The following is a 15,655-nucleotide window of genomic DNA, read 5'->3' on the forward strand; positions in this document are numbered from 1 at the left end:
AGCGACTTATCAACATTCATCATTAAGTTGATAACCATACCCCCGTACTGTACGAATAAAATTTTTACCTAATTTATTACGCAATCCATGAATATAAACTTCTAAAACATTCGAACTTGGATCACTTTGCCAATCATAAAGATCATTTTGTAATAAATCACGGTGTACCTTTTCACCCGCTTTTAGCATTAACCTTGACAATACAATAAACTCTTTTGGGGTCAATACGACTTCTTGATTATTAAGCATTACGTTTTGATGTTTAATATCAATCGAAATAGAACCATAACTAATAATATTATTTGCCGTACCTTGATCTCGACGAATTAATGCTCTTACCCTGGCCAATAATTCGGTTAAAGCAAAAGGTTTAATTAAATAATCATCAGCACCATTATCTAACCCTTCGACTCTATCTTCTATCGTATCACGGGCAGTTAAAATTAAGACTGGCGTTGATATATGATTTTTTCGCCAACGGATTAACAATTCTAACCCATCACAATCTGGTAAGCCTAAATCTAAAATAATTAAACTAAATTGCCCAAATTGAATATAATCCTCCGCTTGTTTACCATTTGAAGCAATTTCACAGACATAACCACTTGATGTTATGCCATCGTATAGTCCTTTTTGTAGCAAACTATCATCTTCGACAATTAATATCTTCATTGATGATTAACCTTAATGTGGATGTTAAAACGACTCAAAATGCGCAACTGTTTATTATATATTTTATTTTGTATATCTACAGTTTAGTTAAATCGGTAATGATTATTATTTCTATATATATTCATTACCATAATTTCTCAAATTACTGTAAGTAAGGCTAGCAATTCCTACAATTAAACTACATTATCATTTAAAATTCATAATGTTACTCAAAATAGTAAAAGTGCCAACCTCGACAAATGACGCACAAAGGCGTGGCTGACACCTTAAATCCCTACTGAAAGCTTTTTATAACTTTAATGCTTGTACACTTTGTACTAAATCAGCAAGCTGTGTAACTATTTGAATACCAGTATTAGCCTCATCACCTCCAAGCTTTTTGTTACGCATAAAGTCGGCTTTAATTTGTTGCCATCGCTTACTTTGCTCTTTGGTTAATACATCACGAATTTCTGCTAATTTTAGTAAATTTTCTTCAGCTCCATTAGTGAGTAATTGTGCTTCACCAAGATAGTGATCTTCAATGATTTGGTTGAGCTCTTGATCATTCATTACTGAAGATATTTTTTCAGCAAGTTTATTCATGTTTCGATAACTGCCTTGTAATTTAAATGGTGGCTCAGTTCGATATTTATCAGATTGCGCAGCACTAATAATATATTGTTGATTGACTTTAAATACAACTTCACGAACCTTCAATAAATGACGCAAGACAGCAACAATTTCACTGATTTCAGCTTGGCTATAAGCATAACTGAGCTCATTTGTATTTAATGGCTTACCTTGCGCATGATCAATAAATTTATACAGATCATTTAGATCACGCAATGCAAGTGGTGATAAAATTGAATTGGACGTTAAACAGTTTTCAATATAGCTTGATGCAAAAACTTCATCCATGCCGCCTAGTACTTCACCTAAGTTATAAATATCAGCACGGTTAGCTAACATGTCAGGAATTTTAAAAACTTCACCTGATTCAGTGTAAGGATTACCAGCCATAATGACACAGAATTTTTTGCCACGAAGATCATACGTTTTAGTTTTACCTTTCCAAACCCCTTCAATACGCCTAGAACCATCGCAAAGTGAAATAAATTTTTGTAAAAATTCAGGGTTGGTATGTTGGATATCATCAAGATAAAGCATAACGTTATTACCCATCTCAAGTGCTAAGTTAAGCTTTTCTAGCTCTTGGCGAGCCGTCGCATTTGGTGCTTGCTCAGGATCAAAAGATAACACGCTATGACCTAATGCTGGTCCATTAATTTTCATAAAAATTAATCCCAGACGATTAGCCACATATTCCATCAAAGTAGTTTTACCATAACCAGGAGGTGAAATGAGTAATAATAATCCCATCAAATCAGTACGACGGCTTTCCCCCACCGTTCCCATTTGTTTTGCTAAATTGTCACCAATGATTGGTAGATAGACTTGGTTAATGAGTTTATTACGTACAAATGAACTTAATGGTTTTGCTTTAAATTCTTCAAGGTGTAAATAGTTTCGCTGCTCTTCTAAAACTTCTTGACGAAGCGTTTGGTAATGCTGAAATTCAGGAATGATCACACGTGATTGTTTACGCATACGACTAAAAAAGTCATCCAGATTTATATTTAATGTTCCTTGTTTTATGCTTGGATGTTCACCTAATAGATCATTAACCGTAATATCCAGATCAATTTCACTAACGGTAGTTGTTATGCTATTTTCTTTATCTAATATACATTGCATAGTAGCTTCAGCAATATAAGCTGTAAATTTTTGGTACTGAGGTAGTGTACATAGTCCTTTAAACCAACTTTCAATTAAGTTCCAACGGTCGGCTAGGCGTGTTATTAGGTTTGTTTGCGATTGATTAAAATCCCCCCACATATGGGATTGCTCTAGCTGTGTTTTTAATCCCTCAAACAATGTCAGGCTATATTTACTTAATGTAAATTGCTGTGGAGTTTGAGCTAATACATAACTTAAATATTCTGAAGCCTGCTTTATATGATAGTGTTCATGTTGTATTGGGTATTTTTGTAAAAATAAGTTTAGTTGCTCTGATATTTCTGTACGTAGATTTTTTAAACCTTCTTCATGACCAAATAGTGAATAAATATCCATACAGGTTTTTGCGCGTTCAGGCCATAACTTAGCAATATCATTTTTGTGGTTATAATGCCAATAAAGCATAGCTAAACTACGTGCTAAAGGATTATAACGAAGTAATCCTGCCGTTTCACCAAGAGGAATGAGTTTTATTAAAATTTTGGTAGCGTCATGATCATGAATACCTTTTTCATAACCTTCGCGGTATCGTATTGCAGCATAATCGCGAACTGTTTTACTTAAAAGCTCAGGTTGGCTTAATTGGGTTACCAAATCAGCATAACTTAATTCATGCTCTTTTTTTAATGCTGAATTAATGATTGAATAAGCAAGATATTCTGCACGATAAACTGTAGGCGATTCGGATTCTAATGACATAGTCCAAAATGGCTTATAACTTTCTAGTTTAGGGTGCTCTATTTTTTCTTGATAATCGGTACCCGTTAGTTGTAAATATAGGTGGTTTTCTTTAGGTACAATGGTTAGATCAAGCTCTTGAGTATTAACACTAAACTTATGTCTTGGACCGAGTTTTATAACATTTCCACCTGATTCAAAGATCTCCGATTTATCACGTAAAGAGCGTATTGCTTGATCTTGTGCACTTTTAAAACGGGATTCAATATCATCAGCTTTTACATTATCAAATAGTGCTCTTAATTTTTCGACAATTTCACGAATTTTTTGGGCTAAAGGATCCGCTACAAAGAAAGCATTAAGTTCGGTTTGATCTGAAAATTTTGCAGTTCTTCTTGGGATGCTATCTAAAATTCGTTGTGCTGCGGTAAGCAGTGCTTCACTGCGTCTAGCTCGGTCTTCTAATAGTGCCTGTTTGTGCGTTTCAAATGATTCTAATATCTCTTCGCGTTTTGTTAATATGTCATTTAAAAATTCTTCGCTTTCGCTAAATTGGTTTTCGAGCTCTTCTAATTGAACTAAAAGCCGAGAAAGCTCATCATCACATTTTTCAGGTGTTGTCGCTAGACCTAATGCATTGGCGATACTTTGACTAAATAGCTTGAATTGGGCACCAAATTGGGCAACCATTTCAACACTAGCAAGATTTTTTCGTTTTTGATTAATTCTTGCTTTTGTTTGGTTTAGCTTAGCGTAAACTTCAGCGATAGACTCAATGATTTTAGTCTGTAATGTAACATCATCAAATTTTAATGATGCCATTAATTGGGATAACATATCTAAATCATTAGACATATCATCAGTCATTTTTGTTGGCTCACTAAGTTTTGCAGCAGATTCTGCTTTAGCAATATCATTTTCAATATCATCAATTTTTAATATGAATGGCTGTAAGGCTTGTTCACTACCTAAAAATTTTGCTGTAGCTAAAGAAACAATAGATTGGCGTTCTTTCAATTCATTTTCCATTATATCAATTTGATTTAAATCGATATAACGGTAAGTTCTTAACGTGACAAGGCTACCTAATTGCATTTTGATTGCATTAAGCGCATCAACATATTCTTGAGTTTCTTTCCAACTATCAGGATAAAGTTTTGTTAACAGATCTTGTTGGTTCGAAATGGCTTCACGCATAGCACTGTCTGATTGACGGCGTATGCTTTCAACTTTTTCATACTCATCTAGAACTAATTCACTTGTCTGTGAAATATTACGCAAAATAGGAAGAAAAGGTAAATTTTGTTCATCATTTAGCCAAAAATAAGTATCGAAAAGACGTTTAGTATCTTCAGCTAATTTACTATATAGTTGTGATGATACTGACTGATTATCAATTTCACGAGCAATAAAATAGAGATCTGAAATCCCTCGAACTAGCTCAGCATTACCAATTTTACCTAAAAAGCTATTATTTGTTGGTTGTTTTGCTGCAAATTCATCACTATAAAATGGAGTTTGCCAAATTTGCATTGGGTGGACTCGAGTTGGTTCATTGCTTTCACCCTCAAAAACGACCATCCTACCATCTTCAAAAACTGCATAACCATGACCTAAAATAGGATTATCCAATTTTCGTTCAATCATATTGTAGTTAAATAATGCTAAACGACCAGAAGTTGGATCATAAAATATGTATAAAACATCTTCACCATTGGGCGAACGCCTAATACGTCGAAAACGCATTCCTGACATTGATTGATCAAAGGTTTTATACTCACCATTTTGTAAATAGTAACCACCAGGAAAAATAATGCCATGATCATCTGGTAACTGAATACAAGCTTGACCTATAAAGTCAATTCTTTGAACTGATTGTGTTAATGTATTATAAACTAAATACCGCCACTTATCTTCGCGGTAAGGTAAGACCTTTAATAGAATTAATGATCCTACTTTAGCATACTCTATTTTAGCATCATTAATGGATTGATTTTTATCTATAACATCTTCGTGATAAATACCTAGGCCATCGTTGGTATTATTTTCACATTTTATGGTTAAATCACCGCCAATTGTTTCAACAAAAACAGCATCTAATATATTGATATGTGGGAATCGACCATTAACGATATTTTCACGCGTGGTTTCGATCCATTCAAAATCATAAGCAGGAGGCAAGGCAATATCACGCTCACCACGATTATCAATATAATTAATGTTTTTTTTATCACTTGAAATAGACCAACGAAAAACGCGAATATCACTAACTCGTTCACCAATTTGAAAACTAGCAAGTAACTTTCCATCCCGCTCTACAAGTTGTAATAATTGCGCATTTTTATAATAAGTATATAGCTCATTAAAATCTTGAACAAAACGATCAATATTTAAAAAGGTATTAGAAAGATCAACAGGATCCGCTTCATAATTACCGTCACGTTCGTTTAGTTGATAAAGCGAAAAAACGTCTTCAATTTTGGTTTCTTTTTTTAAACCCATAAAAACGTTATATCCAAACAATAACCAATCGCCAAAACGGACGATATCTCTTGCGATGCAATTATTTTCAGTTCTTATTCGAATACGGCTAATAATTGACATGTCACTTTTACCAAATTCAGAAAGTCTTTTTTGGTTTAGTGTTTCTGTTTTTTGATTAAGATCTTGTCCAAGCGATGTTAAACGTTTGCGAAGAATTTCATAAGCGCCACCTTCGGCGACCGCTTTATCAAGTATTGTTTGTTGTTGATTTTCTTGTTCTATTTCTGCCATTTTTAACTCGTTGATCATTATACTGAAAGGTTATTGTCTTTAGTAGGCATGTATAACCTACTAAAAACAGTTGATAGTGATAATTCAAATTAAGAATTATCAAGAAGTATAAGATTATTGACTATCACTTTCTTGGTTGCTATCTGATGGTAAAAATTGCTTAGCTAGTGCTTTTAAGTCAGTACTTTTCAAAGTCTCTTTTAAATCAATATTTTTGTTACCTGATAAACGTGATAATACTGATTGTAATGCAGATTGCAAAACAGGACTTTGGTTCACAGTTCCTTCAATGGCTTTACCGACACTAATTGCCTTAGAAAAGCTATTAAAGAAGTTATCGTTACCACCAACAATTTCGATATTTGCTTTACTAAATGCTGCAGCAAGCACATCGGCTTGTTCTCTGGCGATTTCTTTATTAGCAGCAATTGCAGCCATGGCTTGTTCAAAGCCTTTTTCAAGTGCCAAACGAAACTCTTCATGATGTTGAGATTGTTCGCTCATTGTTGCCATCGCTTGGAATTTTTCGACTAAGCCATTTGCTTCTGCTGTTAAGCGTTCACGAATGACTAGTGCTTCAGCAAGTCCTTGCTCTTTTGTTGCTGCTGCTTTAGCAAAACCAATTCGTTCATCACCACGAGCTTGAGCAGATAGCTTTTCTTCAAGTACTTTAGCTTCAGTTAGGCCTTGTTTTTCGGTCGCTATTGCTTTCGCTTCAATGACCTTGGCTTCTGATAAGCCTTTTTCTTGATTACCTTTTGCTTCAGCAAGTAGGGTTTCTGCTGTAATATTAGCTTTTACTAACCCTTCTTTTTCTTCTGCTTCAGCTCGTGCTTTACGAACTTTAGCTTCAGCTAAACCAATTGCAGCTTCTTCTGCTTCAATACCTTGAGCTAATTGTTTTTTTGCTTCAGCTTGTTTAGCTGCAGCTTCAAGTTCTGCTTGTGCCATTGTGCTAATTTCAATTGCACGGTGTTTAGATGATTGCTCATCTGCTTCTGCTTGCTTTACTTGCTTAACTAGTTCTTGTTCAGCTCTTGCTTCTGCCTCAATAATGGTTGTTTGTTTTTCACGATCAGCTTTAGATACTTCACGCACTTCCTTGATATTTTCTTCCTCAACAGCTACGGTTTTTTCAACAGCAACACGCTCTCGAATAACATTGGCAATATGTTTTTTTTCTTCTTCAAGTACTTTATCTTTTTCGATGCGTTGTAGTTCAACTTCACGTTCACGGGCAACGATTTCAAGAGAACGGGCCCTTTCAACACGTTCTTCTTCAATAGCAATAGCTCGCAAACGATTTTGTTGTGCAACTTCTACTTCACGTAAACGGTTTTCTTCACGTACTTCAATTTCTTGTTGAGACTGAATCCTTGCTTGCTCAGCCTTTAAACGTTCTTCTTCTTGTACCTTTAATGTTTCTGCTTTTTCACGAGCACGAATTGTTTCGATCTCACGTTTTTGGCGAGCTTCAGCATCGGCTTGTTGACGCTCAAGTTCTAATTTTGCTTCAATAGTTTCGGTATCTTTTTTCTTTAATGCTAATTCAAGATCTCTTTCACGTTTGTTCGTTTCATCTTTATGAACGGCAGTAATAGAAGTAATTTTGTTTATCCCTTCAGCATCAAAAATATTATCTGGATCAAGTGATTTTATTGGAGTTTGTTCTAAATAATCAATAGCAACATCTTCTAACGCATAACCATTAAGATCCTTTCCGATAACATCAATAATACGTTCACGAAAATTCATACGATCTTCAAATAGCTTGGCTAATTCAAATTGCTTACCTACAGTTTTTAACGCTTCTGAAAATTTTGCACTAAAAAGTGAACTTACTGCTTTTTGATCTGATGCTCTATCCACACCAATAGATTTGGCTACTTTTAATACATCTTCAGTGGTTTCATTAACACGAAGATAAAAAGCGACACAAATATCTGCTCGCAAATTATCTTTACAAATTAAACCATCTTTTCCTCGGCGTTCTACATCAAAAGTAATTAATGAAATTTTCATAAATTCTTTTTTATAAATTACAGGATAAACTAAAGCACCTGTAAAATGAACTTTAGGTTTTGAGGTCATATCATTAACGATAAGCGCTGTACCTTGAGGAACCTTAATATAAAAAGCTTTAAATAATAAGAAAAATCCCATTATAACTAAAAAGATAATTCCTACTGTTATAAGAAAAAATATTACTGTATCAGTATTTATAGACATAATTTACTATTCTCCAAAAAATTAATTCTAATTATCCGTTAAACTCTTCAATGCTAATGATTTCGTAACAATTATTGGTTGTATCATATCGCAGTAATACTGCTTTATCTCCACGTTTAAATTGATACGTTTTATTCCCTCTAACTTGTAAAATTAGTCCTGCTCCACCATCTTCATAAATTGCTTCTCCTTTTATTTCATTTACGATACTAGAACGTATTTCAACAATTTGTCCCAATAGCGACTTGTAATCATTAGTTATACTTAGTTTTTTAAAGATAGGACGTATAGGTTTTATGACAAATGCAGTAAGGTAAACAGCGACAATTAGCGCAATAACAAAAACGAATGCCCCAACAAGAAAATAAAATAAAATAAAATCATGTAAAGGTAAAATAAAGAGCCGAAAACAAAAATAAGTAATTGCCCATCCGAAAAAAGAAATTGAGGTGATAACTAATGTCATTGGCACTTCATTAAAACCAAACTTTAATAATAAACCACCAAACCCTGAAGAGGGCATATCAGCAGCTATATCATCTAAGTTAATTGCTATATCTAAGCAATCAATACTTAAAATACCAATTGCAGCAACTAACCAATACAGAACACAAAGTGTTAGTAAGGCGCTAAAGATAACAACGGGAAAAGAAAAAAATATCCCCCAGAAAAACTCCATTATATTTCCTTCATATTCTAAATATCGTTATTATGAATATTTAATTATTATATTTTTTTAATTTAAAATCTAACAATTTAATTAACTTGTTTTTCTTTTAATCTGGCTAAAATTGTTTTAGCATCCTGATTGCTAGATTTGATTCCCGCTTCTTCAAGTTTTCTATCAAGTGAATCTTGGTTTTCAGATACTGCCAATTCTTTTTTAGCTTCAATAGTTGCAGCAGTTTTTTCTTGTCGTTTTTTTATTCGCTCTAAAGAATCTAAGGCTGTTTGTAATTTTGTTGTAGAATTACCGTAACGTTGAGCAATTGCAGATTGTGCTTTTTGAACACTTTCTGTAGCTTTTACAATATCTACTTGTTGTTTAAGATTACGAATATTAATTTCTGTTTGTGATATTGTTTGGCGTAAATTTTTTACATTTTCAGCAAAATATATTGCTTGTTCTTTTTGATTTTTACATTTAGTTTCAAGAGCAGAAAGCTTTTCAGCAACTTCTAAAGCTAAATTTTCATTATTATTTTCTAATGCTTTGATAGCATAATTTTCATACTCAGTAATTTCTGCCTGAGTTTTTTCAACTTCTTTATCTGCTAACTTTTGCTGAGCAAGTATGTTTGCTAATGATTCTTTAGCCTCTTTTAATTCAGCATCTGCATCACGAATTTCTTGATCCAAGATGCGTAAAGCTTGCGTATCTATAATCGCTTCACCAGCCTCATTAACACCACCACGAAGTGCTGTAACAAGTTTTTTGAAGATAACCATTATAAATCTCCTTCTTATTATCTATTTTGATTCAATTTGTTAAAGTTAATATGATGCTCATAAGCTTCGGTAGCTTTAATAACATTATCCGATAAAGTTTCTAATTCATAAATAATGTTACTTAATAACGAAGAGGCACTCAATGCTCCGTACATAATATAATTTAATGAACCATCTCCTGTTTTTTCTATCGCAATTGTGGATAATGGAAAGAGTTTTCGAGTACATAGAACTTCTTCATTAAATTGACTCGGATGGGTAACAATATCAACTGGCCAAAGTAGTGCCTCAACAATTATTTGCAGATTGGAAACACTCAAAAATAAAGGAAGATCGCCATATTTATTCATAGTGATATGCAAACAAGCATCAACCCCATCGATAATTTCAACACTGGCAAAGCCTTGATTGAATAATTCTGAATCATGCAAAGCCTGATAAAGATCGGTAATTGACCAAACTTCATTTTTTTTCATTTCATTGTTTCCCTGTTTCTTATTAACACTTGTGCTATTTATTATTGGTAGACGAAATTGTTTTTCAATTTCAAGTAATCTAGTTGTATTTTCCGGCAAAATCCAAATTTCTTTTTTTATAAATCCTTGTTCACGTAAGCGTTGTCTATATTGTTGTTGATAAAATGCTGAGCTTTTAGGCTCTTTTGTCCTTTTCATAGATACTTGGTATTTAACGTAATCATTAATATGGTCTATATTAACATAAAATAATTACATGTAAATATCACATGTAATTATTTTATGTTGAGTTAAATATAGAAATAACTTGCATTATTCACAGTCATTTAAGCAACTATGATAATACATATACATAAAAAGCTTGCTTTTTACGGGGAATGGGAATTCTCTTAATCATGAAATGTAAATAACTTAGCATTTTCCTATATTTTATTTAAAACAAAATAATCGTAATTTTGGTAAAATCGAAACTGCAAAATCCAGTGATGCGCAGATAATAAAATAAACAACAATCACAAATAAAAAGATCTCAGTTGAATAGACCATACTACGGTTATTAACTTGTGTTGCAATAAAAATAAATTCCGCCACTCCAACAATATAGGCTAACGAAGTATCTTTAATGAGTGAAACCCATTGATTAACAAAAGAAGGCAACATCATTTTAAGGGCTTGAGGTAAGATGATAAATAAAATGACTTGCTTTTTATTCAACCCCAATGAAAACGCCGCTTGCCACTGTTCTTTAGCGACCGCAATCATACCAGCATGAACTGAATGACCAATATAAGCAGCACCAATAAGTGATAAAGAAAAAATTACAGTTGCAATAGCGGACACATCAATATTGAGTAGTACAGGCAAAAGAAAGTATGTCCAAAAAATAAGCATAATAACAGGTATAGCTCTTAAAAAACCGAGCACTCCTACCAATAAATAACGTATTCCTCCTTTAAAAACAGTCAGTCCTATTCCTGCTAAAATACCCAAAAAGGTAGAAAATAAAATGGCCAAAAAGCTCATTAGCAATGTTAAAAAAATGCCTCCAGGAAAGTTACCCCACATCATATAACTTAAATTATTATAAATAACTTCTAAACCTTTAAGTTCCATAAGTGGTTACACCTTACCTATTTGTAATCGTTTTGCTTGATAAATATTGCCTAAAGTGCCAACAATAATAATTGCCAAAATATACAATAAAGTGGCAATGGCAAAGTCTTGAAAGGTTTTTAATGATTCGGTTTCAACTTGACGCGATACATAAGAAAGCTCTAACACACCAATAGCCATCGTTAATGACGAATTTTTGATGATATTCATATATTGGCCAATTAAAGAAGGAAAGGCAATACGAAAGCTTTGCGGCAAAATAACAAATCGCATACTTTGCCACCAAGTTAAGCCTAAAGCTAATGACGCTTGTTCTTGCCCTTGCCTAACGCCAGCAATGCCAGCTCTAAACTCTTCAGCAATAAACGCACTTGAATAACACGTCAATCCAATTAAGCCAATAATAAACTCAAACGATGGCATTTTCAGTGAAAAAAAGAACAACGAAATTTGCGGTTCATCAAATAACCATAATTTAAATTCAGCAGGTAATAAATTACCCACACCAAAATACCAAAAAAAGAGCTGAGGCAATAATGGAGAATAACGAAAAATTGCGTTATACCCCATTACGATGATTTGAATAATTTTAATTTTACTTTGTTGAGCAATAACCAGTAAAAAGCCCAATAATGTTGAAAAAATAATAGTAAGCAATGAGATAGCTAACGTAACTAAAAAACCATCCCATAACCACCACAGATAACGGGGCTCAAGTAATTGCTCGAACATAACTCTTACTGACCTTTACCTATTTTAAAATCACCACGAGGCATTGCCGATGTAGTATCAGGCCCAAACCAACGGTTATAAATGGTTATTGCTTCACCCTTTTCTTCAAGTGTTAATAAAATCTGATTCACTTTTTCTTTCAAGCGATCTTCGCCTTTTGGTATACCCACGGCTTGATATTCTTGGGTAATACTAAATGGTGAAATTTCAAATGCTGCACGTTGATCTTCAGGCACATTAGCCAATAAACCGATTAATTTAGCATCATCTTGAGTAATTGCTTGCACAACACCATTGCGTAATGCCGCAAAGGCAAATGGTGTATCATCATAAGAAATCACTTTTGCTGTTGGGTATTTTTCACGCAGTGTGATTTCCATAACCGTACCTTTATCGGCACCAATACGAAGTTTTTTTAAATCATCCGCTGATTTTAATACACCTTTTTTTGCTATAAATTTTTGACCAGTTGCAAAATAAGGCAAACTAAAATCAACGGTTTTTGCTCTTTCATCTGTAACAGTAAAATTGGCAACAATTAAATCAGCTTTTTTAGATGTTAATAATGGAATTCGATTAGCAGGATTAGTTGGGACTAGGTCAACTTTAACATTAAGAGCCTTGCCGATTTCATTTGCATAATCAACATCAAGACCAACAACTTTATTGGTTTTTTCATCAATATATCCAAATGGCGGATTACTATCAAACACGGCTATTTTAATTTCGCCCCGTTTTTCAATGTCATCAAGGCGATCTGCATAAGCAGAATTGGCGCCTAGCAAACTACCTATTAATGCGACCACGGTTAGTGATTTAGTCAACAATTTCATTCTGATTCCCCCTAATTAAAGGTTATTTTATTTTCAGTTAAAGTCTAACAACAAAGAATCAAATGAATAAATAACTAATACTCACATGCTTATAACTTACAGTTATATATATTACCCTACTATCTCATTATCTATAAAAAAGTAAGCGATTTCTCTTTCTGCCGAAAGTAGAGAGTCTGAACCATGTACAGAGTTTTCGGTTGTATTATCAGCAAAATCTGCCCGCAAAGTGCCTGCGGTCGCTTTAGACAAATCAGAAGATCCCATTAAGTCTCGATAACGTTTAACCGCATTTTCACCCTCAAGAACCAAAACAACGATAGGATCTGATGTCATAAAATTAACCAATTTATCAAAAAACGGTTTTCCTTGATGCTCAGCATAAAAGCCTTCTGCTTGTTTTGGCGTTAATTTAAGCATTTTTAGCGCAACAACATTAAGTTTTGCTTGGTTGATACGCGTGATTATTTCACCAATCAACTGCTTTTTAACTGCATTTGGTTTAATAATAGATAATGTTCGTTCAATAGCCATATATTTTTATTCTCGTTAATCTAATGTAAATGTTATGCGAGCAATCTGCCCACCTTTATCCAATAATAATAAATAGTGTAAGCCTTTTTTTGATACTGTAATTGACACTTTTTCATCATTAACTGATTTTGCTATAAGGTCACCATCTAAGAACCACCATTTATCGCCAGCATCGCCTTGTGGGGTTAAATCAATCGTTACTTGTTGTTGTCCAGGTAAACTTCTAACAAGTTGCTTATCAAGTAATCCTACAATAGATAATGAAGCAAAAACATCCTTACCAAATGCAGGGCAACGTATATCAATAGGTGGTAATAACATTTGCCTACGTTCTTTAGGTAAAAGCCAATTTTCTAATGCTATCGGCCATAAGGCAATTTTTTTTTCATGAGCATTTTTACAATCTGCAGCTACCCGTTCTCCTTGTTCATTAACCCAAATCGTTACCCACCCCGAACGATAAAGGTTGTTATTTAACACAGATAAAGTATCAAGTGTTGGTGGTATCATGTTATTAAGTATCCATGCTGTTTTTTGACGATGACAATTTTCATCCGTTGCAGCTAAAACTTGACCTGATGGCCAACAAATTTTTTCAGAAGTAACTGTACTAGGTTGATTAAAAATAGGTAACGAGCGATTTAGTCGTCGCTCTTTATTGAGCAACAAAGCATTAACTTGTTGTAAAATTGGCACAGCAGTAACGCTACCATATTGTCCAACAACAGGAGTTCCATCAGGACGACCTACCCATATTCCTATTAAATAGCGAGGGTTAACACCAATTGCCCACGCATCACGATAGCCATAGCTAGTTCCTGTTTTGTAAGCAAGTAAATTATTATTGATTAACATTTGTTTAGTTATCCACGCACTACCTTCAGAAATGAAGCTCTTACTAACTAAGGGCTCATCTTGTATGAACCGCAAAGGGCTTACTTTACCATGTCTAGCAAACGCGCTATATGCACTGACTAGATTATCCATTCTTAGTGAAGTGCCTCCTAAAATATATGAAATATTTGGCATATTACCTGCTGATGCTAATGGTAAACCGACACTAGTAAGCTTACTTGTAAAGCGTTTAGGTCCATATAATTCAATTAACTGCACTGCCGGTAAGTTTAACGATTTACTCAACGCCTCAGAAGCACTGACAGGTCCATAAAAATCTTCATCAAAATTTGTGGGACGATAATCAGACTCGATACGGGGAACATCTTGCAGTAATGATTCGGAATGAATCATTCCCTCGTCAATAGCAAGGGCATAAATAAATGGTTTTAATGTTGATCCAGGAGAACGAAGTGATCTTATCATATCAACTTGACCAAATCGTTCATTGTCATTGAAATCAGCTGACCCGACATAACCTTTTACTGACATGTCAGTATGATCAACAATTAAAATCGCCAATGATGTTTTTGGTGGTAATTGATTTTTACGGTTAGCAGCAATATCTTCAAGTGCATATTGAAGAGATGAATCAATTGTTGAATGAATAATATTAGTATCTGGATATTGTTGACTTAATCGCTGTGCTAACAAAGGCGCTAGTTGGGGGGCTTTTCGTCGATAAACCCAAATTTCATCTTTACGAATTTGCTCAATAATATCAGATGACCACACTTGGTTTTCAGATAAGCGATCTAATACTTTATCTCTAGCCTGTTTAGCTCGTTCAGGATATCTATCTGGGCGTAATCGACTTGGTGCTTGTGGTAAAACCGCAAGTAATACAGCTTCACTACGAGTTAACTTATTAGGTTTTTTACCAAAATATGACCAACTGGCTGCTCCAAGCCCTTCTATTGTGCCTCCATAAGGGGCATGGTTGATATATAAGGTTAAAATTTCATCTTTGCTAAAATGCCATTCTAATTGTAGTGTTCTAAATATTTGCTTTAATTTTCCAAGCATAGTGCGGTCGTGATGGTCAAGCAGTCTGGCAACTTGCATCGAAAGAGTACTTCCACCCGAGATAATTCTATTATTGGTAATATTTTGAAAAGCAGCTCGTAGCAAAGAAATAGGATTAATACCTACATGATCGTAAAAATAGCGATCTTCATAATTTAATAATGCATCAATATAGTATTTTGGAACTTCGTCTAATTTAACAGGGTAACGCCAAATACCATTTTCATCAGCAAATCGCCAAAGTGGTGTTTCATCTTGTGCTATGATAGTTTGCGTTGTTTTACTTTTTTTAACCGATAGCGGAAAAAGAAAATCAGCAACTAAAAAACAAGCAAACAAACCAAGCATAAAGCAAAGTAAAAATATCATAATTTTGCTAAGGAATTTTTTCATGATGCGCTAATGCTTTAGATTGGCAATTACATTTTAATCATAAACAAACCGCCAACACCCATCGGTTGGCGG

11 protein-coding genes are annotated in these 15,655 nt (G+C 34.0%); all 11 read right to left on the reverse strand.

Annotated elements, in window-relative coordinates; translation table 11 throughout:
• Positions 1-9: 9 nt before the first annotated feature.
• Positions 10-672: a two-component system response regulator PmrA gene (pmrA, locus tag GQ590_RS06085; RefSeq protein WP_160407243.1), complete on the reverse strand. Its 663-nt coding sequence runs from the start codon at positions 670-672 to the stop codon at positions 10-12.
• Between the two features lie 288 nt (positions 673-960).
• Positions 961-5,904 carry a DNA repair ATPase gene (locus GQ590_RS06090; RefSeq protein ID WP_160407246.1) on the reverse strand — a complete coding sequence of 1,648 codons (4,944 nt, stop codon included), beginning with the start codon at positions 5,902-5,904 and terminating at the stop codon, positions 961-963.
• 114 nt (positions 5,905-6,018) lie between these two features.
• Positions 6,019-8,133: a hypothetical protein gene (locus GQ590_RS06095; protein WP_160407250.1), complete on the reverse strand. Its 2,115-nt coding sequence runs from the start codon at positions 8,131-8,133 to the stop codon at positions 6,019-6,021.
• A 31-nt stretch (positions 8,134-8,164) separates the two neighbouring features.
• A complete protein-coding gene (locus tag GQ590_RS06100; RefSeq protein WP_065635544.1) occupies positions 8,165-8,812 on the reverse strand; it encodes a hypothetical protein in 648 nt (215 codons plus the stop codon).
• A gap of 77 nt (positions 8,813-8,889) precedes the next feature.
• Positions 8,890-9,582: a PspA/IM30 family protein gene (locus tag GQ590_RS06105; RefSeq protein ID WP_160407253.1), complete on the reverse strand. Its 693-nt coding sequence runs from the start codon at positions 9,580-9,582 to the stop codon at positions 8,890-8,892.
• 17 nt (positions 9,583-9,599) lie between these two features.
• On the reverse strand, positions 9,600-10,256 hold the full coding sequence (locus tag GQ590_RS06110; RefSeq protein WP_160407256.1) for a YjfI family protein: 657 nt from the start codon (positions 10,254-10,256) through the stop codon (positions 9,600-9,602).
• A 231-nt stretch (positions 10,257-10,487) separates the two neighbouring features.
• Complete coding sequence (locus GQ590_RS06115) at positions 10,488-11,171, reverse strand: amino acid ABC transporter permease (protein ID WP_160407259.1); 684 nt, start codon at positions 11,169-11,171, stop codon at positions 10,488-10,490.
• Positions 11,172-11,177: 6 nt separating this feature from the next.
• The gene (locus tag GQ590_RS06120) at positions 11,178-11,903 is read right to left on the reverse strand and encodes an amino acid ABC transporter permease (RefSeq protein ID WP_160407262.1); all 726 of its coding nucleotides are present in this window, start codon (positions 11,901-11,903) and stop codon (positions 11,178-11,180) included.
• A gap of 5 nt (positions 11,904-11,908) precedes the next feature.
• A complete protein-coding gene (locus GQ590_RS06125; protein ID WP_160407265.1) occupies positions 11,909-12,736 on the reverse strand; it encodes an ABC transporter substrate-binding protein in 828 nt (275 codons plus the stop codon).
• 111 nt (positions 12,737-12,847) lie between these two features.
• The gene (gene ndk, locus GQ590_RS06130; protein WP_160407268.1) at positions 12,848-13,270 is read right to left on the reverse strand and encodes a nucleoside-diphosphate kinase; all 423 of its coding nucleotides are present in this window, start codon (positions 13,268-13,270) and stop codon (positions 12,848-12,850) included.
• 15 nt (positions 13,271-13,285) lie between these two features.
• Positions 13,286-15,583, reverse strand: coding sequence for a penicillin-binding protein 1C (gene pbpC / locus GQ590_RS06135; protein ID WP_160407271.1), 2,298 nt, complete (start codon positions 15,581-15,583; stop codon positions 13,286-13,288).
• Positions 15,584-15,655: the final 72 nt, after the last annotated feature.

Origin of the sequence: Gilliamella sp. Lep-s35 (genome assembly GCF_009795845.1) — a bacterium.
Lineage (GTDB): Bacteria > Pseudomonadota > Gammaproteobacteria > Enterobacterales > Orbaceae > Gilliamella.